This is a genomic window from Nitrosovibrio sp. Nv6 (genome assembly GCF_900110495.1).
Lineage (GTDB): Bacteria > Pseudomonadota > Gammaproteobacteria > Burkholderiales > Nitrosomonadaceae > Nitrosospira.
The window spans coordinates 130,037-152,171 of record NZ_FODX01000006.1 but is presented as its reverse complement, the minus strand read 5'-3'; the positions used below and the strand labels follow the sequence as shown (position 1 = coordinate 152,171).

Annotated in this window: 20 protein-coding genes and 1 pseudogene; 6 read left to right on the top strand and 15 right to left on the bottom strand. The window is 53.0% G+C overall.

Translation table 11 applies throughout. The features are described from left to right. The first annotated feature begins 213 nt into the window (after positions 1 to 213). A complete protein-coding gene (locus BMX66_RS12580) occupies positions 214 to 1,158 on the top strand; it encodes a PEP-CTERM sorting domain-containing protein (RefSeq protein ID WP_090882716.1) in 945 nt (314 codons plus the stop codon). Between the two features lie 152 nt (positions 1,159 to 1,310). Here the strand turns inward: BMX66_RS12580 and BMX66_RS12575 are convergent, their stop codons facing one another. The 4 genes from BMX66_RS12575 to cysC all read right to left on the bottom strand — a co-directional run bounded on the left by BMX66_RS12575 (position 1,311) and on the right by cysC (position 5,098). Next, the gene (locus tag BMX66_RS12575; RefSeq protein ID WP_090882714.1) at positions 1,311 to 1,784 is read right to left on the bottom strand and encodes a DUF3565 domain-containing protein; all 474 of its coding nucleotides are present in this window, start codon (positions 1,782 to 1,784) and stop codon (positions 1,311 to 1,313) included. 56 nt (positions 1,785 to 1,840) lie between these two features. Next, a complete protein-coding gene (locus BMX66_RS12570; protein ID WP_090882712.1) occupies positions 1,841 to 2,863 on the bottom strand; it encodes a polysaccharide deacetylase family protein in 1,023 nt (340 codons plus the stop codon). Positions 2,864 to 2,951: 88 nt separating this feature from the next. Next, positions 2,952 to 4,298 carry a putative O-glycosylation ligase, exosortase A system-associated gene (locus tag BMX66_RS12565; protein ID WP_090882710.1) on the bottom strand — a complete coding sequence of 449 codons (1,347 nt, stop codon included), beginning with the start codon at positions 4,296 to 4,298 and terminating at the stop codon, positions 2,952 to 2,954. A gap of 125 nt (positions 4,299 to 4,423) precedes the next feature. Then, a complete protein-coding gene (gene cysC / locus BMX66_RS12560) occupies positions 4,424 to 5,098 on the bottom strand; it encodes an adenylyl-sulfate kinase (RefSeq protein WP_090882708.1) in 675 nt (224 codons plus the stop codon). A 689-nt stretch (positions 5,099 to 5,787) separates the two neighbouring features. Here cysC and BMX66_RS12550 point away from each other — a divergent pair. Next, positions 5,788 to 6,771, top strand: coding sequence for a sulfotransferase family protein (locus tag BMX66_RS12550; RefSeq protein ID WP_090882703.1), 984 nt, complete (start codon positions 5,788 to 5,790; stop codon positions 6,769 to 6,771). Positions 6,772 to 6,868: 97 nt separating this feature from the next. Here the strand turns inward: BMX66_RS12550 and BMX66_RS12545 are convergent, their stop codons facing one another. Beyond that, entirely contained in the window at positions 6,869 to 7,843 is a 975-nt protein-coding gene (locus tag BMX66_RS12545) for a glycosyltransferase family 2 protein (protein WP_255398946.1), read from the bottom strand. Between the two features lie 326 nt (positions 7,844 to 8,169). On the opposite strand from BMX66_RS12545, the gene BMX66_RS12540 reads away from it, so the two are divergent. The 3 genes from BMX66_RS12540 to BMX66_RS12530 all read left to right on the top strand — a co-directional run bounded on the left by BMX66_RS12540 (position 8,170) and on the right by BMX66_RS12530 (position 11,093). Further along, the gene (locus BMX66_RS12540) at positions 8,170 to 9,198 is read left to right on the top strand and encodes a glycosyltransferase family 4 protein (RefSeq protein ID WP_090882701.1); all 1,029 of its coding nucleotides are present in this window, start codon (positions 8,170 to 8,172) and stop codon (positions 9,196 to 9,198) included. A gap of 201 nt (positions 9,199 to 9,399) precedes the next feature. Further along, entirely contained in the window at positions 9,400 to 10,158 is a 759-nt protein-coding gene (locus BMX66_RS12535) for an FkbM family methyltransferase (protein WP_158593421.1), read from the top strand. Between the two features lie 59 nt (positions 10,159 to 10,217). Next, the gene (locus tag BMX66_RS12530; RefSeq protein ID WP_090882697.1) at positions 10,218 to 11,093 is read left to right on the top strand and encodes a hypothetical protein; all 876 of its coding nucleotides are present in this window, start codon (positions 10,218 to 10,220) and stop codon (positions 11,091 to 11,093) included. A gap of 71 nt (positions 11,094 to 11,164) precedes the next feature. Here BMX66_RS12530 and BMX66_RS12525 read toward each other — a convergent pair whose 3' ends face one another. From BMX66_RS12525 to BMX66_RS12495, 6 genes and pseudogenes are all read right to left on the bottom strand, one after another. After that, on the bottom strand, positions 11,165 to 11,389 hold the full coding sequence (locus BMX66_RS12525; RefSeq protein WP_255398953.1) for a flippase-like domain-containing protein: 225 nt from the start codon (positions 11,387 to 11,389) through the stop codon (positions 11,165 to 11,167). A 62-nt stretch (positions 11,390 to 11,451) separates the two neighbouring features. Then, a pseudogene (locus BMX66_RS16050) lies at positions 11,452 to 11,930 on the bottom strand (transposase); the annotation flags it as partial. A 26-nt stretch (positions 11,931 to 11,956) separates the two neighbouring features. Then, positions 11,957 to 12,904: a class I SAM-dependent methyltransferase gene (locus tag BMX66_RS12510; RefSeq protein ID WP_090882688.1), complete on the bottom strand. Its 948-nt coding sequence runs from the start codon at positions 12,902 to 12,904 to the stop codon at positions 11,957 to 11,959. A gap of 89 nt (positions 12,905 to 12,993) precedes the next feature. Then, entirely contained in the window at positions 12,994 to 13,953 is a 960-nt protein-coding gene (locus BMX66_RS12505; RefSeq protein ID WP_090882686.1) for a lysylphosphatidylglycerol synthase transmembrane domain-containing protein, read from the bottom strand. Next, positions 13,950 to 15,035: a CapA family protein gene (locus BMX66_RS12500; protein WP_090882684.1), complete on the bottom strand. Its 1,086-nt coding sequence runs from the start codon at positions 15,033 to 15,035 to the stop codon at positions 13,950 to 13,952. The genes BMX66_RS12505 and BMX66_RS12500 overlap by 4 nt, the downstream gene beginning before the upstream one ends. After that, a complete protein-coding gene (locus tag BMX66_RS12495) occupies positions 15,032 to 16,180 on the bottom strand; it encodes a phenylacetate--CoA ligase family protein (RefSeq protein ID WP_143058234.1) in 1,149 nt (382 codons plus the stop codon). The genes BMX66_RS12500 and BMX66_RS12495 overlap by 4 nt, the downstream gene beginning before the upstream one ends. Before the next feature lie 36 nt (positions 16,181 to 16,216). On the opposite strand from BMX66_RS12495, the gene BMX66_RS15705 reads away from it, so the two are divergent. Continuing rightward, positions 16,217 to 16,381, top strand: a complete 165-nt coding sequence (locus BMX66_RS15705; protein WP_177168788.1) for a hypothetical protein — start codon at positions 16,217 to 16,219, stop codon at positions 16,379 to 16,381. A 360-nt stretch (positions 16,382 to 16,741) separates the two neighbouring features. Here the strand turns inward: BMX66_RS15705 and BMX66_RS12490 are convergent, their stop codons facing one another. From BMX66_RS12490 to BMX66_RS12475, 4 genes are all read right to left on the bottom strand, one after another. Then, the gene (locus tag BMX66_RS12490) at positions 16,742 to 17,491 is read right to left on the bottom strand and encodes a class I SAM-dependent methyltransferase (RefSeq protein ID WP_090882680.1); all 750 of its coding nucleotides are present in this window, start codon (positions 17,489 to 17,491) and stop codon (positions 16,742 to 16,744) included. Positions 17,492 to 17,530: 39 nt separating this feature from the next. Further along, positions 17,531 to 18,724 carry an ATP-grasp domain-containing protein gene (locus BMX66_RS12485; protein ID WP_158593420.1) on the bottom strand — a complete coding sequence of 398 codons (1,194 nt, stop codon included), beginning with the start codon at positions 18,722 to 18,724 and terminating at the stop codon, positions 17,531 to 17,533. After that, complete coding sequence (locus BMX66_RS12480; protein WP_090882676.1) at positions 18,721 to 19,692, bottom strand: glycosyltransferase family 2 protein; 972 nt, start codon at positions 19,690 to 19,692, stop codon at positions 18,721 to 18,723. The genes BMX66_RS12485 and BMX66_RS12480 overlap by 4 nt, the downstream gene beginning before the upstream one ends. Positions 19,693 to 20,446: 754 nt before the next feature. Continuing rightward, complete coding sequence (locus BMX66_RS12475) at positions 20,447 to 21,922, bottom strand: lipopolysaccharide biosynthesis protein (RefSeq protein ID WP_090882673.1); 1,476 nt, start codon at positions 21,920 to 21,922, stop codon at positions 20,447 to 20,449. Positions 21,923 to 22,135 lie beyond the last annotated feature (213 nt).

Sequence of the window (22,135 nt, the reverse complement as noted above, 5' to 3'; positions counted from 1 at the left end):
CTTAGGCCATACCGGATTTTCAAGGCTTGGCTTGACTGATTTTCAAAACACGCGGATTCTAATCTGCTTGAGCCCGACAGTCAATGGAAAGTCCACACTTGCGTTGTGAATTTCTGCAAAAACGCGGGAGACGGAACGCAGTTACGTGGTTGGTAATATCTTGAAATCAAGCTACGATTATTGACTATTTCCTTAACCTGACAAAGGGTTACGATGATAAGAATTCATCCCTGGATTTTTTATGCGGCGCTGGCAGCGAGTCTCAGCTTTACTTCATCAGCGCAAGGCGCCTCTATCAATGTGTTGTGGTACACCTATGCTGATCAGGCCTCCGAATATCGGCAGAAAATCTCACAACTCTCCAAAATTGTTCATTCTCTTCCTCAAACCGACGGCTTAAGCTGGAATTTGACTTACTGGGATGCGGGCAGCGCGGCGCCGGATTTTGCCGCGTTTGATGTTCTGGTAATTGAAAGTGGGGAAGCTTTTCTTACCGGATCGGCAAATGGACCGCCAGCGGTTCCGGATTACGATGGCATTCTGGATAACAGGGCGGCGATAGAAGCCGCCCGGGGAGACCGAACCTTTATTACCGCCGCCGATGCCGATTTTCATGCAATCCGGGGCGATACTGGAAATATTTTGGATGATTCGCGTTCCTCAAAAGGTGACGGCAAATGCGCTCCCCCATTCACTTCAACCGATTGTTGGGACGGCGCAGTGGGACATTTGGTAAACGCCGTCAATTGGGCGGGAAGTGGCAATGGCCTTGGAATTGTTTCGTTTCTGGATGGCGAACATCCCGGGTCTTTCTGGTGGACGCATGAAAACTCCTTTCTGCGCAGCGATCTCGATGGATACGTTGATTACGCAGGCTCGGAGCAAAACCCGGTCATTAATCCGTTGCAGGCAAACCACCCCCTCAATCGTGGACTAAGTTCCACGGGGCTTTCAAACTGGAGTACTTCATTCCACGCTTTTTTTCTTCCAATCGAAGGCTACACGCCAATTGTCGACTCAAGTCAAAGACCAGGCTGGGCTGTCGCTATTGCCACATCCGTTGCGCCTCCGCTCCCTGAACCCAAAATCTACAGGTTGCGAGGGGCAGGCGCAGGTTGTACTGCTTATTTGCCGTTTCCGCTACTGCGGAACCCATGACGTTCAAAGATACCGTATATCCACTCCGAGAATGACGGTGTTTGCCGTATCAGGAAAAAATCACCCGCTCGCGCTGACAACGGACTCAATCCGGAAGCCAGATAACACAATGCAATTTCTGCGTCCGCTACCTATACCCTACGGCTTTATAATCATTGCGCAGCCTTATCCGGCGCCCGATAGAATTCCACGAAAAAACGGACTGCGCCCAGCGGTTCCACATTATGCAGAACTTCCGGAATGACAATTCCGGTGTTGTCCGGAGATAATTCCACGTCCGCCCCCAGGTCGGATACGCGATAGCGAAGTTTTCCTTCTTCCACGACAATCTTTCCCCACACACCGGTTTTCGTGGAGTGATCTTTTCTCAATGCGCCGGGAACAGATTCCTCGGTAAAGACCGATGTCCGCTTGTAGGGAATAAAATTATCGGGCAGTTCGAATTTATCGCAGCGAACACAGTTGAGCATCTGTCCCATCATGCTGTTGCGGCCTTCCTCGGTAGTAACCCAGGGGCGATTGATAAATGGCGGATTATGCCGAACATGCTGCGTATGCCCGCAACTGAGAAGCGCTATGGGATCTCCCTCGTTGTCGAGCTCGAAACCCGTAATGGGCCTATCCATAAGTTGAATATAATGGGTTCGTTAGAAATTCGTAATACCATATCTTGAAATGGTCGCTATACCGTTTCTACTGCCCTGAGCAGGTTTTGAACCATCCGCAGGGTAAAACGTACCGGCTCTCGGTCCCACGGGGTAAATCGCGGCAATTGAAACAGATCGCTGCCCGTTCTTGCTGCTCCATGGGCGGTTGAGACCGCCGCATCAAAGCCCAGATTCCTGACCATACTAACATGATCCGGTAAATAGTCCTGCCCCGGCTTGCCGTTTGGGTAAGCAAAAAGCCGCACCGGCGCGCGGATAATTCCCTCGAGCATCTCTTTGCCAGTGGCAATGTCGGCGCAAGCTGCGCTATTTTCCATTTGCGCCAGAATGGGATGACTGGCGGTGTGTCCGCCAATTTCCATCCCTGCCGCATGCAATATCCTGACCTGATCCGAGGTCATCATGAGATTGGTGGCGGGGACGACGGGGATGAGCGCACACATAGCCTCCACCTTCGATTGCCTCGATGCGGGAGGTAAGTACTTGAGCCTGCTTAGCAGGTGATAGATGGCTTGGCGGCGTTGGGGAATTGTTCCGAGCTCAAACTTTCCCAGGCCTAAACTCTCAAGATCAACAGTACTGCCCGGCGCATAACGGATTAATTCTATCACAGTGTCATTAAACATCCTCCCGCCGTCAAGGAAACTGGCCGCAACAAAAAAAGTGGCGGAGACTCCATGTTTTTGCAGAATTGGCAAGGCGATTTCCGCGTTATCCGCATAGCCGTCATCAAAGGTGATACAGGCGGCACGCGGCGGCAGCTTCCCCTTACGCAGGCCCTGGACTGCGTCACCCAGCGGTATGATCCTGAAGCAGGCTGCAAGGTGTCCTATTTGCCGGTCGAAGGATTTGGCGTCACCCTCGCCTGGAAACAATGGATCCTGCTGAGGCAGCACACGATGATAGATCAATATGGACAAACGGCTGCGCAAACCACCTGGCGAAAATAGTTGCAGGAGCGCGCGGCTCGGCGAGGTGAGCCGTGGTTGAATAGGCTTGACAGGGGCTTGCGCGTAGCCCGGCTCAGGCGTTTCCATAGACAAGACCCGGAAATACGGCCAGAGCGGCCAGATGATCGGTAGAGGAACTGCGGCTTCCAGTTCTTCCGATAGCGATACCCATGTCCTAGCCCGAATCCCGAGCAATCGGCTGGGGCTGGGGTTGTGCCGGGCTTATCTGCCCAAATTGACCTGTAGAATCCGCACCTTTTTTATCGGAAACTGACGAGCCTTTCTGCTTCAATTCTTTTGCCACCAGGAAACGAGTCGCCACCATGACCCCCATGAGATAATATGGCACATCAAAATAGAGCAGGCTGAGAAATGCTCCGCCTGTGGCAAAGCCAATGAGGGACACCTGAATCATCGTCGCCAGGTTGGAGGCCCACCTGTATTCTTCAAGGTTTTTCGTATTTCGGATGATCCATGAACCTGTCCGCCATGTTAAGAGTCCCAGTAGCAGGTACAATCCGAGCCCGACAAAACCATGTTCGCCGAGCGCCTGAAAATAAATGCTATGGGCAGCGTGCAAGTCAGTTGGATGGGGCGCATAAAGGTAAAACAGTTCAGGGGTAATCACCTCAAAACCGCCGCCGGTCAATGGCCGTTCCTTGGCCAGATTATAGGCCATCCACCAGGCGTTGAAACGCCCCTGAACGGAGCCGTCCTCTTCATATGAATTAATCGAATCCATTCTTTCTGACCATTGCTCGGGCATGAACGCGATTGCCGGGGGAATAGCCAGGATCAACAGCATTCCGATGCGGACCTTGTGCCGACTTTTAAGCCATAGAAATGCCCCCATCGCGGCGAGCGCCAGCAGAGCCCCGCGCGAGTAGGAGCCCAGCGCGGCGAGCGCGCAAAGCAACATGGCGGCCGTCAAGCCGTGGCGCACCCAAATGCTCGGGGAAATGGTTTGCAGATAGTGCATCAGGGGAATGGTCATGATAAGCGCCAGCGCAATTTCATTATTTCCCCCAATGAAAGTTCCTTGAGGCCCCAAGACCATATGCACTCCACCACCTACTATCGTAAAAATGCCGCCCTTGACGCCGTAATATGCCAGGGAGATGACTATGGTCCAGATGAGAAGCTGAATATGTTTTTTTGTCTTGATGAGCATGAACACCACAAAAGTCATCAGCATGATCTTCATGACCTTGTTCCACTGGTCGTAGATTTCGTCTGGATAAATAGCAAAAAACGAGGTCACATTCATCCATAATACGAAAAAGATAAAGACACCGGTAACCGGGGTGATGGGGAAACTTTTCTCCTCCTTCGAGAATGCGAGACAGATTATTGTCACGCCCCCAATAATTGCGGCAAACGGAAATGTGGTAGCAAATCCCCACCCTTGGGTATGCGGGTTCATGACACTGATCCACACCCACATCAACGCGCCCATATACGGCTTTTTGAAGACCAGGGGCAGCCAGCCAAAGACGATCAGCGTGACGAGAACGTCCCTCATGCTGGCACGCCGGGATTTGGAGCCATTCGCGTCTCTTTACGATACAAAACAAAGAAGAGGATATCGCGGAGAATCATCGTTAACTGTGATGTCCTGATCCGATTGAGTTTCATCAAAATAAACCGTCAATCTGCCCTATGACTAACGATTTCTGCCCGGCCCTTTTGATCGCTGCTTTCATCTTTGCCATTCGGGCTTTGCCTGAAGACATTGCGCTGCTGCAGATATTCGATCACCTGCGCAACGCAATCTTCAAGCGGCAGTTCCCCCGTCCTTACCGCCAGCTCTGGATTAACGGGCGCCTCATACGGTGATGAGATTCCCGTAAACTCCTTTACCTCGCCAGCCCGGGCCCGCTTGTACAAACCTTTTATATCACGATGCTCGCATACGTCCAGACTGGCTTCACAAAAGATTTCGATGAAATCCCCGTGTGGAAAAATACTGCGCGCCCGCTGGCGGTCGGCTCGGAACGGCGAAATAAACGCGGTCATGGCGATCACCCCGGACTCGACCAGAAGTTTTGCCGCCTCGCTTATACGGCGGATGTTTTCGGATCGATCCTGAACCGAAAAACCGAGGTCCGAACATAAACCCTGCCGCACATTGTCGCCGTCCAGCACAAACGTGCGGCAGCCCAACTGATAAAGCCTGTCCTCCACCGCATGCGCCAAAGTGGATTTACCCGAGCCGGAAAGACCAGTGAACCACAATACCACCGAACGATGTACGTTCAACCTTTCCCGGTGGCCGCGGGTAATTGTGGCACTGTGCCACACGGTATTGGTACTTTTATTCATGTCTTTAGCCTCGAGCTTTTTTTTCGACCTGAATTATATCTGTATCAATACAATCTAACGGCTCAAGCCGCGACCTTTGATCTATTCAGTTAATCAGCTTGCGGTGCGGTTCAAGATTGAGGAAAACGTTTCGTCTTCTGCAGTCAGCTTCTTTCATCTGAAACTGAAGTGATAATAATAATATGAGGTCCAGTGGGATAATTGGGCAGCTATCGCGCGATGAAAATGCTGGAGGAGTTTGTCCTGACGTATTCAACGAAATTCCATGGCTGATTGCTCTACCCGAACTTCGCGTACAGATTGAGCGTATAGCTTTTATTGATCAACAAGAAGTTCAAATAATTATGGCAGCAAGCTTCTACTCGCACAATACAGAATTATGGGCGACTTTCGCGTAGCCATTGAAAGTTGAACTAAAATGCGGATAAGGTTTTAGCCGGCGTGCCATTATATGCATGCGACTACTCGCGGATAGGCATATCACGTAAACCAGGATGGCGCGATTGCCTAGGCGAGAGATGGCGGGTGCGGGGTTGCGCTGGAGTTAGCTATCTATACGCGCGCGCTGCAATACGTACGCCATATGCTCCGTTTGCTTCGAATGAGATTTTCTTGCCGATTAAGGAAATTTTGTCGGCATCCGTATTAGACGAATAACGGCACCTTGGTCTGAATGAACAGAGGTTTGAGTGAGCAATAACAATGCGCTGATCATTTTGGGAATGCATCGTAGCGGCACTTCATTGCTGACAGGGCTGCTGAGCCACGTCGGCGTCAAGATGGGAAGGCGTTTGTATGCACCCCAGAAGGGCGTTAACGAAAAAGGTTTCTGGGAGCATGAGGACATTGTCGATACACACGATGAAATACTATTAAGCCTGGGCTCTCAGTGGGATGATCTGTTGCCCTTGTGCGACAAATGGCTGGAGGCTGACGTGATTCAGCCGTTTATTGACCGGCTGGATAAACTGGTGGAACGCGATTTTTCGGACGCTTATATCTGGGCACTCAAGGATCCCCGCATGTGCCGATTGCTGCCATTGTGGCTTCCCCTCCTGAATGCCCGGCAGATTAAACCAACTTTTATCTGTATGAACAGAAACCCGTTCGAGGTGGTTGCATCCTTGCAGAAACGGGACGGATTTTCCCGGGAAAAGGCACTGATCTTGTGGCTAAGCCACTCGCTGTCTGCCGAGTTGTATTCCAGGGGGCTGCCACGCGTTTTTATTGATTTTGATCAGGTTGTCAAGAATCCTGCTGAGGTATTGTCCAGAATAGAGCGGGAAGCCAATCTCGTCTTTCCTGTATCGGTAAATGATGCGAGCGAAAATATCAGTGAATTTGTTTCTCCTGATCTTCGTCACCATAAAGCCGATGTACTGGCAATGCCGGGGAATGCAAACGAAGCACTGTCATTGATGGCTCACAAGCTATATCGAATTTTCAAGGAAATGACGGTTGAAAGCGAGCATCAGCATGAAATGATCGACAGTGTCGCAGCTGATTTTTCGGCTTATCGGCAAAAATGGAATGTGGAACTGCTTGAGCAGATCCGTTATCTTAATCAGGAGCGCGCGGACTACAGGACCAAGTTCTTTCGAATTTATACTTCCTGGAGCTGGCTGCTTGTCAAGCCCGTATGGTTGATCGAAAAATGGGTACGCAAGTATTGAGACTGCCTCATCCGTGATGAAAAACGTGTCACGTTACCCCAACTGGTTAACCGTTCCAAGAACGCTATAAGCGCTCGAAAACGCTACACAAGCCTATCTACCACTTCGGCCGCCACCCCAGTAACCCGGCAGGGATATATGCAAGCGTTTTCAACTTGACTGGGTGCTTCAGCCAGGCCTTCACCAAGGAATGATTGGCGATCTTCAGATTGCCCGACGCAAGATGCCTAAGGCCGAATTCCATCTGGTAGCAGGCGATATTCTGTACGAACTTACGCTTGGTAATGCAACGGCCATCGCGACTGCATAATCCCCATTTTGTGGCTGCACTCCATAGCAGTTCGGTCCGATAATCGATATCCCTCGCCATGCGGTTTCCCTGTTGTGGGTGTTGGCGATATAGCGTCAAGGGTTTATTCAACTTGATAACCGGATACTCGCGCGAAATGCGCAGCCAGAGATCCCAATCCTCGCTATAAGGAAGAGATTCGTCGTATACCCCGCATTTATCGAACACCTCCGCGCGTATCAAGGCTGCGCTGGTCAATATCCAGCAATCAAGTAAAAGCTGGTGATAAATCCAGCCCGAAAACTCCTCATCGATGCCGGCGGGGAATGACGCCGCCTCAAAGCTGTCAGGACCGGGAAACATGCCTTTTTCGTCGGGATGCCACCAGATAAATGAGCTGTAGACCAATCCGATTTCCGGATGCGCCTCCATCTGCTCCACCTGAAGCGCAAGCTTATCGGGAAACCAGTAGTCGTCATGGTCCATCAGGCAGATATATCGGCCAGCCGCCTCCCGGATCCCGTAGTTGCGGGCTGCGCATACACCTGAATTTGCCTGCCTCAGGAGCCGGACGGGTGAGCCGTAGGAGGCCACGATATCCAGTGTACGATCTGTGGAACCGTCGTCGACTATGATCAGTTCAATATTCCTGAGAGTCTGGCTGAGCACGCTATTGAGCGTCTCGGCGATATAGGCCTCACAATTATAGGTAGGAATAATGATGGAAACAGTAGGCGCAAACACTGCCATGCTGGAAGAGATTTCTCTTATTGGTATACTCAAGAGGTTTAACCTTGACCTCTAGGATTCGGAAGTTGGAAGTTTTGTATATGCGCTTGAGATGATCGCGACATTATAAGTCATCTACAGCCCCGGAGACTCTCGCTCTTTTTTGCAGAAAACTGATAGCTCATTCACCGTGCAGGAAGAAATTATGGCATTTGCGACTATCGCGCGAATTTCACTTTTCGCTTTTGAGAATGAGGAACACAAATACTCTGCATCTCGATAAATCATAAAAACTATTTTTTAATAAAATTAACACGTACGCCTGGGCTACCTGAATCATAGCTTGACAATAAAATACGTCTTGGCGGGAAATTAATCAAATGACAGTTATCGGACTGCGTGTTGGCGTTTATCACGGACCTGAAATTCCTCAGAGCTTCAGGGTTTATGCCGAGAATGTCCAGAGATGTCTGCCCAGGCATGGCGTGATAGTCATACCATTCGCAGACAGGAGGAACCTGCCGAAATCGGTGGATGTTCTTTGGGATATTCGTTCCGGCGGGGGCAATCCCCCTCCCGAGTTTCTGCTGGGAAGCCACCTTCCTCCCTTGGTAGTAACGGTCCATGGATTCGCCCCCGTGGCGCTCAACGGATGGGAGTATTTCCGCACCTTTAAAGGTCTGATCATGTCCGACCGATATGCCAGACGCAAGCGCGCCCTCTGGCATGAGACACATACCGGAGTAGCCGGTATTATCGCTGTTTCTGCTTTTGTGAAAGTAGAAGCGATACGGTTCACGGGCGTTCCCGCCGAAAGGATTCATGTTTGCCATCACGGGGTGGATGAGAAGATATTCACGCCTCGCTCCGGAATGGAACCGGAAACCTATTTCTTTCATATCTCCAATGACGAGCCACGTAAAAATATCCATCGGATTGTGCGGGCTTTTCGCCGGCTCAGGCGCAACCATGATGTTGAACTTGTGCTAAAACTTCCAAAAAATAGTGCCGGCCGGTATGAAAAAATCGACGGCGTGAGGGTGCTCTCGAATGTCCTGACGACAGAGGAGTTGGCACAGCTTTATCGTCGTGCGCTCGCTTTCGTCTTTCCATCTCTGTATGAGGGCTTCGGCATGCCTATCGTCGAAGCCATGGCGTCTGGATGTCCCGTTATCACATCGAATGTTTCGGCATGCCCCGAAGTTGCCGGAGCGGCGGCTTTGACTGTCGATCCGCGCGATGAAAGAGCATTACTGGAAGCCATGCAGCTTGTTTGTAGCAAACCCGACCTAAGGCCGGAACGAGCCGCTGCAGGCATGCGCAGAGCCGCCGACTTTTCCTGGGAAAGGAGTGCGGAATGCCATGCCAAAGTGCTATACGCGGCGGCGCAGGTGGGGCAAAGCCGATGAATGGCAGCGGATCCGCAAAGGCAGGCCTGTCGGTGGTTTATTCATGATGGTTTTTAGAGGTCACGACGGCAAATGTTAAAAGTGTGGGCTCGCCTGTTGCAAACTATTGTACGCAACGCACTTGGATCAGATGTTTTAAAGCATTGGGCATGGAGGCTTATACTGAGGCTCCGGAGAAGCTTCTCCCGGATTGATCCCCCTTTGGAGCTGGAAACCACTTTTGATGACAATATCCGGATCGTCACCTTGCTTTCGGACCACATCGAGTCTCAGATATTCTGGCAAGGCTTTCAGGAAGCCGATGAAGGCGTCGTCGTGCTTCTCAAGCGTCATTTACCTATGAACGGGGTTTTCATCGACGTGGGAGCCAATATCGGCAGCTTTACACTTGTGGCAGCCCGTCGGGCCTACCGTGGGCAAGTGCATGCCTTTGAGCCAAGCGCCCATCATTTTGCCCGACTCGCTCGCAATATCGAATTGAACGGCTTCGAAAACATCGTTCTCAACCGGAGGGGGCTCTACGACCAGCCAGGTGAAGCCGTTCTTTTCCTGCCCTCGCATGCGGGACAGATGAATAACAGCGGCGCAGCCAGCCTTTATACTGCCCACGGGGAAGAGACACGGCAGGTTTCCGAGGCGGTAACGTTAATCCGTTTGGACGACTATGTCCAGGATCAGACCCTAAAACGCGTGGACGTCATCAAAATCGACATTGAGGGAGCTGAAATAAAGGCACTGGAGGGCGCCAGGGAAACAATCACACGCTTCCGCCCGCTTGTCTTCATGGAGCTAGACCTGGACAATCTGGCACGAGCCAACTGCTCGTCAGATGATGTGCTCGATCTATGGAAATCGCTGGATTACCAGGTTTCCATCATTCGCGTGACGGGAGACACCATACCTGTGAAGAGCTCGAAAGAATTTGGGCTTCATCAAAATCTGGAATGCCGGCCTTTATAACCTAATTAATTGGACGTGTAGCCATCCGAACCTTTTGACGATAACAGAGCAGAACAATCATGCTGACAGAACTGAAAAGATTCGCACGTCATTTGGTGGTTTCGCTTGGAGATATGTCAGCGAACGCCAATCGAACCCATCAGCTTTCGGTACGCGCTGAAATAGACCGCCTGCGAGCGGATGTACGCTATCTGGAGCCTAAAAGTCTAATGCCTTTCGGGAGAAAGATATATTCGCAAAATGATGAGGATGGAATCATACGAGAAATATTTTACAGGATTGGCACGACCAACAAGACATTCGTGGAATTCGGGATCGGAAATGGGCTGGAAAACAACACGCTCGCCCTTCTGTTTGACGACTGGCAGGGTTTATGGATTGATGCCTCTTCCACGGCGATTGCCAATATTCGTAATCATTTTTCCCCGATTATAAAAAGCGGAAAGTTAAAGGTTACCGAGTCCTTTATTACGAGGTCGAATATTAATGACCTGATTTCATCAGATATCACACAGAGCGAAATTGATCTTTTATCGGTAGATATCGATGGAAATGACTACCATGTGCTTCAGGCCATATCCTGCATCAGTCCACGGGTAATCATGATTGAATATAACGCCAAATTTGCGCCGCCCGTTCTATTTTGCATGGATTATGCCGCGGAGCACACATGGGTGGGCGATGATTGCTTTGGCGCTTCGCTGAAATTTCTCGAAGTCAATCTGCATAAAATGGGATACTGCCTTGTGGGTTGCAATTTATCCGGAGCAAACGCCTTTTTTATCAGGAGGGAACTAGTAGCTGATAAATTCCTGGCACCTTTTACCGCGGAAAATCATTTCGAACCTGCACGTTATTATTTATCCGGATATGCCTCGGGGCATCCCCCTTCCTATCAAACCCTCGCAAAATCGCTGACAATGCGTTCGACCTGAGTGGACGTTTCGCTGACAGGAGACAAAAATTCAAGGGGAAATTCAAAAGATAGCCTAGCAGCCTGTCCTGCTCATTCGCACGGAATGCCGGTCTGCTCGTCACGATCAAACAGCAGCAGCCCACCCAGCAGGGACGGGACGCCGATGACCAACAGGTAGGTCAGCAGGGAGACGCCCACTGCCACCTCCGCTGGTACGCCGACCAGCGAATAGAAAAACACGAACGCCCCTTCCCGAACCCCAAACCCGTTTACGGTCAAGGGCACCACCGTCAACATCCCGATCAACGGGTACAGAGAAGTGGCCCTGTTTATTTGAACAACAGAAGCGCTTTTTTAAGTGGAATCTCTGCTAATTTTCACGCTGCCAGTTTAACCGTCGACAGCATCACGGCATAAGCCTCATCAGGTGTTTTCTTGCCCCGGCTCGAATGTGGCCTGGACCGGTTGTACCAGTCCATGTATTGCATGATCGACCGCTTGGCTTCAGCGACTGAATCATAGGCATGCAAATACACCCGCTCGTATCTCACTGATTTCCATAGGCGCTCGACGAACACATTATCCCTCCAGGCTCCGCACCCGTCCATGCTGAGGTTGCACCCCGATCCTTGACGGCTTGCACGAACTCATGCGCGGTGAACTGGCTGCCTTGGTCAGTGTTCACAATCTCCGGTCTGCCATGGCGATTGAATGCTTCTTGCAACACATCGACCGCATGGCAGGCCTCCAGCGTGATCGCTACCTTTGCAGCTAATACTCTGCGCGAGGCCCAATCCACGACGGCAGTAAGATAGACAAACCCTTTGGCCATCGGAATATAGGTCGTGTCCAGTGCCAAACCTGGTTGGCCCGGTTGCGGATTCATGAGCCAGCACTTCCGATTACCTTATTATTTGTGTCGCTATTGCGCACAAGATAGAACACCGTCTGTTCCAGTGAGTGATGGGAACCAATTAGCCGCAACAGCACGGTCAACACCGGCGAGGCTATCTTATAGGCGAGAAAGGTCGCCAAATTGTAGGTAGGGCCCGACCAAGGCCGGTCAAACACCTCAGCCTCCATACCAGCGTAGCGGAACTGTTCGAGCACCTGGCCGACCGTGTATTCCGTAACATGGTGGCGAGACATAAACAATACCGGTCGCCCCACCAGCACCCGAACAAGGTTGCCAAAGCGGTAGCGACTTGGCGTCGAGACCACCACGAACCCGCCAGGCTTCAGCACCCGACGTACGGCCGCCAGTAACCGCAATGGGTCCGGAACATGCTCCCAGATGTTGTTGAGCAGTACCAGGTCGAACCAACCATCCTGGTAAGGCAAGTCGTAAGCATCACCACAGCAAAAGGTAAGTGTAGGATATTCAGTAACCGCCTTATCGACGGCGGTTACTGAGTAATCGATCCCATACAACTCCGCCATCGGAAACTGCTCAGACACCGCAGCGGTCAGATGGCCAGCGCCGCAGGCTACATCCAGGATCCGCACTGTCCCGGCCCCGCCTGTCGGTGATATTCGCGACAGCGCGGTAGCTACCAATTTCAGGGTCGTCTCGACACGCCGCTGCTGGAAACCGGAGCCACCTTCCAGCCCGTCCTGCACCAGATAGGGATCACCGTTGGCATACTCGTCGGAAGCGGCTATTGACGCACTCGGCAGGAATACGGGAAAACCTCTCGGATGCATTGCCAGCAGCGCACCACGCGGATTGCCAGCGCACCACTCGTTTAGCGGGCAGGCGTCATCGGGTCCCAGAGAGCGGCTGTGCGCCTGACTCCAATAGGTACAGCTGATATTGTGATTCTGAGACATGGGTGAAGCCTTGGATTAGTAAGATGGATTGGGTGAATTCTGGATGCAGATGCACCGGCAACTCACGCTTGAAAACGCACCCCACTGACTCATCCGGGGCGCCCCGCAATCTGCCTGCCACGGTCGAACAGCAGCAACAGGCCGCCTAATAACGCTGGAACACCGATGACCAGCAGATAGTTGAGCAGCGAAACACCCACCGCCACTTCGGACGGAACACCGACAAGCGAGTAGAAAAACACAAAAGCCCCCTCCCGCACACCAAATCCGCTAACTGTGACAGGTACCACCGTCAACAAGCCGATCAACGGATAAAACAACAGGTTTTGAACAAAGGGCACCGGGTGATTGAATGCAAGGAACAGCAGGTGGACAACAGCCACAAGCGACAGTTGAAAGGCCGCGATCCAAATGACGGTTGGTAGCAAACCCCGCCGATATGGGAATCCCTTCACTGCCTGATGCAGGCGATGCAGATACCGCACAGCGCGGGTAATCCCTCGCCTGATACCGGGACTGCCCTCGTCTGGCGCACGCCAACGGACCAGAAATACCGCCAGCACCAACAGGACCAACCCACCGTTCACGGCCAGCACCGGGGCCAGCACCGGGCGAAACCGCTCCTCATCATAGACAAAGGACAGGGCCAGAAGGGCAAACAGGCCGAGCAGCAGGAAACCGATCATCCGCTCGATGACTACGGTGCTCCCCGCCACGCCGCGACTCCCGGGGTGGCGGCGCTCGATGAACAGGATGCGGAAAAAATCCATACCCTGCGATCCAGGCAGGAAGAGACCGAGAAAGGTTGCTTTCCAGTTGAACTCCCAGAGCACGGTCATGCGCTCTTTGATACCACTTAAACCCAGCAAATAACCCCAGCGGCTGGCAGACACCCATGGGATCAATGTCAGCGGCAGCAGGGCCGCGACAACCACAAAGCCAAAGTTGCGCAGGCGGTCGAGGATGCCGGCAAGGGAGATATCCAACAAATGGAACAACGCCAGCAACAGAGCCAACGTCAACGCAAGTTTGATCAGACCGCGTTTCATTGCTCCAGGCGGCCGATGACTGCGGCGGCCAGACGGTTCATCACGTCCTGACCGTTGAAGCTACGATAGACCTTCAAGAGGTCAGCCCAGCTGCCCGCGGCCGCCGTCTTATACTCTTTGCGAATACGCACGTTTTGCCGTGCAATGGCCGGGGTTTGCCGGAAATAGGCGCGCAGATAGGGTAGTCGCGGCCCCGCCAATAGGTCCGCCAGGGCCGTCATCCGGGTCTGGATGGGAGCACTGCCGGTGGCGTCCAGCAGACGCGCGCTGGTATCCGTCAACCGGACCACGTGCACAGCGGCATCATACCGGTGATTCGGCCGGATTTGGACGCTAATGACCAGCCCCTCCTGCAAGCGAGGGTCGTTCGGCACAGGCGACAGGCCATCGAACACCCGCGAGTGGAAGATGAAATTACCGAGGCTGTAATAGATCTGCCGACCACGATATGTCTCACACGCCTGCCAGACATGGGGATGGGCACCGATGACCAGGTCTGCACCGGCATCGATGCAGGCATGGGCGATACCGCGCTCCCGCGGCGACGGCACATGGACGTACTCATAACCCCAATGGAAATAGGGCACGACAAAACAGCCGTCGGCCTTAAGCCGGCGGATGACGCGCCGCAACCGCGATGGCCGCTCACTGGCGGTGCCAGGCAGGCCATCCCCGGCATTGGCGTAGCGGGTGGCACCGAGCAGGGCGAGGCGCACGCCACCACGCTCGAGAATCAGCGGGGTGAGTGCGGAGCGCTGATCCGGCCCGAGACCAAAATGACCAATGCCTGTCTGCCCGAGTGCTGCGAGCGTATCCCGGCAGCCCGTCTCGCCATAATCCTGTACATGGTTATTCGCCAGGGACACGGCAGCAAAACCTTGCAGTAGAGCCAGCGATTCCGCCGGCGCGCGAAGGTTGCATACCTGGAGGGGCTTCGGAACCTCGTGGAGGGTGATCGGGCACTCCAGGTTACCGACATTGAGGGCATCGTCCATCAGCGTCTGCAGCGCCGGGTCGAACTCAAATCGTTGCCAGTCGATGCCGTCCAGGCAGATATCGCCGAAGAAATTGACTTTCATCATGCGGGTCCAGCACTCAGTCGCTCAATGTTCTTAAACTTGCCGGTGCGCGCATCCACCGGCATGATGGTGTCGACGAACTCCACCGCCAGCGGCACCTCGGCAAAGCGCGTCCGCCAGCGCGCTAGCGCTGCGTCCCGCACCGCCTCCGGCGCCTCACCGTCGCGCAGTCGAAGCCTCAGGGCCAGCCGGCCGTCCGGGTACTGGACGAACTTGAACTGGGCGCAAAGCGGGAAGTCCATGAATAGCGCATGCGCATGGTGATGGGCGAATCGCCTGCCACCGGGCAGGGTCAGCACATCATCCACCCGGCCGAGGATCAGCCCCAGCACCTTGGCGGGGCAGTCGGGCCGCGGCAGGACCTCGCTGGTATCCCCGGTCCGATAGCGAATGAAGGGCATGGTGTGATTGACCAGATTGGTCAGCACCACGTCCCCCAACGTGCCATCCCCCCCCTCCTCAATCCGGGTATTAATGAGTTCCAGCATGCAGGCATGGCTCTGGATACGAAAATGACCGCCGTCGCCGGGATCGTGACCGATGGTCGGGCATTCCTGCAGGCCATAGTGACTCACCACCGGCGCGCCGAGCAGACGCTCGCAGCGCGCGCGCAGCGTCCGGCTGAGCGTCTCGGAGGTCAGCACCACCAGCCTGAACCGGTAGCGCCGGCCCTGCTCCTCGAGAAAGTCGCACAGTATCGTGATGATACCCGGCGTGGACCAGAGTACAGGTGCGTTCGCGTGTGCGTCGAGCCAGCGCAGAACCTCCGTCAGAGGTGTGTAGATCGAAGCAATATCGCGCTCGAACAGCCCGAAGCCCCTACGCAGCCGTGTCAGCAGCCCCAGGTCCTGTTCCACCGGCAAAACAGCCTCGGGTTCCAGCCGGGTCAACATAAGGATGCGCTGCCAGGGGCGCCAGCCCAGCTCCCATAGCATCGCGAACACGCGCACATGCGAGGTGTATTGTTCCATCCGGGCCTGATAGATTACGAAGGGCTCGCCGCTGGACCCACTGGTGGTGATACGCACCAGATCCGGTGTGATCGGCCGGGTCATCAGGTCCTGAGTGGGCACCGTCCGCAGGAGTGCCTTGTCCACCATTGGCACACGCTCGATGTCGGCCCAGTCGCGGATCACCAGTCGGTCCACGCCGGTCTCGCGGTACAGGTGCCGGTAGAAAGGCGAATGTTCGCGGGCGTGCTCGAACAGGCGCCGGAACCGGACGAGTTGGTGGCGGCGGGTCGCGGAGGAGGACAGTCGCGCAAACCGCACGCTGTCGGCGTAGTGGCCGGCCAGGGAAGCGTATCGAAACATCAGGGCAGCGTTCTCCCGGCGGGCGGCAGTTGCTGAAGATCCGACGGCATGCCGCAAATAATGTCCGGCCCGAGTTGCAGGCAATGTACGATTCGCTTGTACCGGGCTTGAGTGACTTCCATGCCTGTAAGTATACCTGAGTAATGCAATATGGTTATTAGGGTTAGCAGGGCCTCTAAGTTATGTATGTCAAGTTGTGCAAGCGGTTGGGTATGAGGTTGTGTTGTTTTACTTACTTTATGCTACCCTGCGCAGTAGTTCTTTTTTCTATTCTTGGTAGTATCAGGAATTGACACTGACCCGCTTCGGCTTCATTCCGGCAGCCAACTGATCCGCCCCTCACCAGCCAATCACCGTCAGGGATCAGGCAAGCATTCGTCTTGTGGGCGGGTTCTTTCAGGTTAAAGCATGCATTCCGGCTGTAGCCCTGACAACAAAATAGGCGGGATTGTTGGGAGCCAGATCGCCTGATTGGCAGAGAGCCCAAAGAACAGAGTCCGGCAAGATTTGCATCTGTTGATGCGTAATTGGCTTTAATCCGACCGGTGTAACTTCTGAAATGAAAAAACCGGCAGCGGTCAGATGATGTTTCAGCAAGTCCAACGTATAAACTCTTCTGTGCCCAACCTTCAAGTCGCTTTTGGACAGCTCGTCGATCTTACCAATCAGGCCGGCACGCATTGCTACGATGCGATGAATGGACGAAGCATTGGGGACAGCGACAAAAATGGAACCATCCGGGTCACATGCTCTTTTTGCTTTGACAAGTATGTCAATGGGGTCCTCCACATGCTCGAGCAACATGGTCAAATAGACATGGTGCCAGGTGCGTCCTGGCGATTCCAGGAAATCCTCGATCAGATTAACATGCCCGCGAATGGTTGCGCCTTTGTTCTTCATCTCGTTGACTACTTGCTCGACAAGTTCGGCGGCAGCATCAACCGCATCCACTTCCTGATAGCGTTCACACAGCACCCGGGTCCATCGCCCACTACCACAGCCCAATTCCAAGGCGGAACGTCCACCCTCTCGAGGAATTGCCATATCTCTTAAATAGAGATGAAAATGATCCACAGCCTCGGTTGCTTCAGTTGAATGATAAAACCCGGCAATCTGCTCCAAACGATCCTTTTCATTTTGACTCATCTTGTTTTCCTGTTGATTCGAAAAATATCAGTGGGAGACTTAGACGAACACGACCTCTACAAGCGAAGCCAAATCAGCGGCTAATTGCTCGGCTTCAACGACTGATGAGCCTGTGACAATGACATCCCCGATGCGATCCGGTCCAACCTGAAACCGGCGCACTGTGTCGCCGGGTTTTGCATAGATCGACAGCCGATGAAGATTTGGATGCGAACGCACCGATTCCGGAACTCGAATTTCGAGTACCACACCATCCTGCGGGCTTTCAATCATTCGAGATGCATTTGGCATTCCCTTGCATATATCTGTCACTAAAACCGGCTCGCCCAGAGCTAGAGACAGCACTGCATCATAGGCATTGAAGCTGCCATAGATGGAAATTGTTTCCGGAAGGCAGGTCGCACCCATGCGAGCGGCGATTTCAAGGATGTAGGGCGTATCGCCAACAAGCATCAAGTCCACATTCGACACCGTGTCACAAATACCCAAAGCCTCAATCGCGGCCGCGATCTCCATACATGAACGGGCTTGCTGATCACGGCTTAAAGTGCAAGGAATCGAGTGTCCGATCGGCGCGTGATTCGGAGGCGGAGTCAGTTGATCATTGTGAAGAAACACGGTTTTGACACGATTCCCCTCAACAACAGCCTGGGCCCCATATTCAAGGCCTTCGAGATACTCCTCCAGAACGACTCGCCCTGAACTGGAAGCTTGCTTTGAAGCGTTCCAGGCATCAAGAAGCTCTTCCGGTCGATCGACCCTGAAGACGCCTTGACTGCCCGATGAATCCACTGCTTTGCTCATCAAGGGAAAGCCCACCGTTTCCACTGCCGAACCTAGAGCATCAGGCAAATCGCAAACTACACCACGCGCAGTCATCACCCCGCACCTGATCAAAGCCTGCTTCATTAGCCACTTGTCGGAACATGCAACAGCGGATTCATAACCGGTTCCATACAGGCCAAGTTCATCGATCACACGGCCGATTGTGGGAACGACAACATCAGTTCCCGTGCAGGCAATACCGTCAATGGCGTAATGTCTTGCGTGTTTGAGAATCGTTTCGGTGTCGCGAAAATCACAATGGATCTGATGGTCGGCGAGGCTCAGGCCCTTATAATCACCGTCCGGGCTGACGACAATAGTAACAAGCCCGCGTCGCTTGGCTTGTTCAATCAGAGGAGTGACGGTGTTGCCGGCCCCCAAAATCATGATTTTCTTCGCGTCAGTCAAAAACGCTCCCTCTTGTCGGCCGTATCTTCCGGAAAGCCGATAGTCCGACGGACCATAGTAACCTTGGATTTTTGCAATTCGCCTAACATGCGAGCAATATATTCTCCGATGACTCCAAGCGACAGGAGAATCAATCCAGCAAAAAACGTGATTAAAATCACAAGACTCGTCCAACCAGGTTGAGAAATACCACCCGTAAAGTATTTGATCAGGAAATAGCAAAGCAGCCCGCCACTCAGCACGGAGGCTAATAGCCCGGCCACGGAGATCATGCGCAGCGGCAGCATGCTCACGCTGCATATATTGTCAAAAGCTTGCTTGAATTGCTTCGCCAGAGTGTAATTCGATTTGCCGGAAAACCGCTCGTGGTGGGGGATGGGAACAGACTTTATTCGCGCAGCGTTTGCAATAATCAGACCACCCACAGTAGCACTTGCCGATTGGTTTTGGCGAATGACCTGGGCCATGTATCCGCGCATCAGTCGAAACGACGAAACTTTGATCTTCTCGCTGGATCCAAACGCCCGGGAGTTAATCCCGCTTATGATTTTGGAGCCAATATTGCGATAGCCTGCATGTTTTTTCTCGGGGAAATAGGCAAAAACGCAGTCGTAATCTCCCTTCTTCTCTAACTCGTCCAACAATAACGGAATGAGTCGAGGATCGTGCTGAAGATCGTCATCCATAGTGATGACTATTTCACCACTGGCAACTTTAATCCCAGCCATGGTTGCTCTGGTCTGGCCAGAGTTTGTAAGTAATTGAACCCCTTTGTAACCGAGCCGGGTTCGCGCCAGTTCTGAGACCACGTTCCAACTGTCGTCCGGGGAACAATCATCAACCATGATAATCTCATAGTCTGAGTTCAGTTCGCCGAAAACCGTATCAAGCCGGTTAGCCAGTTCCAGCAAACACTGACTTGATTTATATACGGGTATTACAACGCTGTAAGAAGTCATAGAAGTCATGAATCCAGATTATCCACATCGAATTTCTAACCGATTGACGTTTGGAGCACCTTAGCATAAGCCTGCCAATTGAGTTGAGACTGACGATCTTTTTTCCGTCCGTGTCGCTGAAATCCGAGACCGCACCGGCATCGGGTAGCCGTTGTTTTGGGGATATGCGGATGGTCCCCATCAAATCGTCAAGATTCGCCCCGTGCCCGAACATATCGTTGCTGGCGTTCACCGCTTATGGCGCCAGACTTTACATTCGACAGGGAGCCTGAAACCTGAGAATCGTTGTCCCGCCGGGCGCCCGTGCCGTCCGTTAGATCAGGCGGAGTAAAGCAACCCATCGATTCGCTCCTCATAGAACCAGGTTTGTGGCGGAGGGGGCGGCCCTATCGATTCCGTTCTAGGGTAGTGCCGACCTCGCACGAACGCTTTGCTCGCTGCGAGGAAGGGTTCCGGAAAAGCCTGTTTCTGCGTCCCATTAAGGCCAACGAGGCGAACGTCATTTGCTTCAGGCAATGTCGAAATTGATGATTTGTGGATTATACCCGTACGGAATAGGTCGGAGTTCGCTTATTGACCGGTGAATGAATGGTATTAAAGAGCACACTTGCGCCCAGGCCCTGCAAACAGGATTCAAACGTTCAGGAGGTTTCCGCATGACGTAATTTGATGGACGCCTGAAAATCCGTTTAATGAAAACGCGATCAGAACTATCCGACAATTCGAAGTTGCGAGCGGAATTGAGGAGAAGATCGACGGGCTGCTAGGCGGGGGAATTTGCTTTATGCCTTCCCAGGAATAGCTTTATCGCATCCTCCAGCCATTTTCCATAGAAAATCCACAGCGTTAAGAAATAAATGAGTCCGCCGCCGGCAATTTCGATAAGCAATCTTCCAAGACTATCCTCACCGCCAAATACGGCCTTCGCGCTTAGCAGGCATGCCGCCATGACAGCGGACGAAACAATGGCTGGGCGAAAGCTTAGCGCAATTTTTGTGAAAGACGTTTCCAGAACAGCCTTGCTCATGCCGACAGTTGAAAATGCGACAATCAGTTCGGTCGCCATCAAGGCCGATACAAGGCCGACTACCCCGTAATGCGCACCAATCAATGTCAGGGGTAACAAGATAATCAATGCAACGATCGTAGACTTCAGCGACAGGTCGGCACGCCCCATGCTGGCCAGTATCGGCCGTAAAAAAGAGGTGGTCATCCTGAACGGCATGACAGCGGATAAAAGTGCGAGCGGCACGGCGACCTGCGACCATTTCTCGCCAAGTACCGCTGCCACAAACTCCTGGGCAACGCAGGCAAGGCCTATCATGATGGGAAACAGGCCCAGCGATACGATACCCAGAGATTTACCCAAATAGTACGCGGCGACATCGCGTTGCTCCTGAAATTTTGAAAACGATGGGAAGATAATCGGGTTGATCACCGGCATTATTTTGGCAAGCGGCAATAGAGCAAACTGAAAAGCGACTGCATAAATGCCGAGCAGCTCAGCACCTAAAACAGGACCCGCAATAAAGGTCGCGAGCTTGTCGGTGATGAGCACCACCGCCCCTCCCAGAGACAAGACCCCGCCAAAAGCCATCATCCCGCGCACGGCTGAGAAATTCAGAGAGGGAGTGATGGCCCATGGCTCCAGGATCATCAATATGATGGCCAGAAGGATCCGGTTGACCAGCATCCCTGTTACCAGCGCCCAGACCCCCCAACCCAAGATTGCGAGCACGAGCGTTGTGACGGCGGCACTGATATTCGCGATAAATTCGGCAAAGGCTCTCAACTTGAACTTCAGGTTGCGGTCCAGAAGCGCGTTGGGGATGACGCGGAAGGGCGCCAGAAGAAAAACAAAAGCCAGAACCCTTGCCAATTGCTCGAGACGAGGCTCATCAAAATATACCGCCATCACGCTTCCGCCAAAGAAATAGGTCAGAAAAAGCAATCCATTGATGACCAGAAGCAAGCCAAAGACGCTACGCAACTCCTCGTGCTCGACGTTCCTGGATCGAACCAGAGCAAGGTCGAGTCCAAACGCGCTGACCAGCATGAGCAGTTCAAGGGGCGCCTCCAGCATGGCATTGAGTCCGTAATCCGCAGGACTGATGAAACGCACCACAATGATGGTGCTGGCCCAACTGACTACCTGCCCGATCAGTCGAAGTATCACCGCCGAGCGGGCGCCCGACAGGATTTTGTCAATGATTTCCGTGTGACCTTGTTGCTTTTCCATGAATTTGCACTTGTGCGAAGCGTGAGTCAGGCCGTGTTGCCGGTCCCGGAACTCGGGTAATCATTCCTGCCAGGCATCGAAAAGTTAACTGTGTTTTCTAATGTTGCCTGTTTATTCCGGCGAGAATAGCATTCGGACTTGAGCCGAAATCCACTCCCGGACGCTTTATTGCAATTGCATAACGTTTCCGACGGCGTGATGCGGGTATAAATT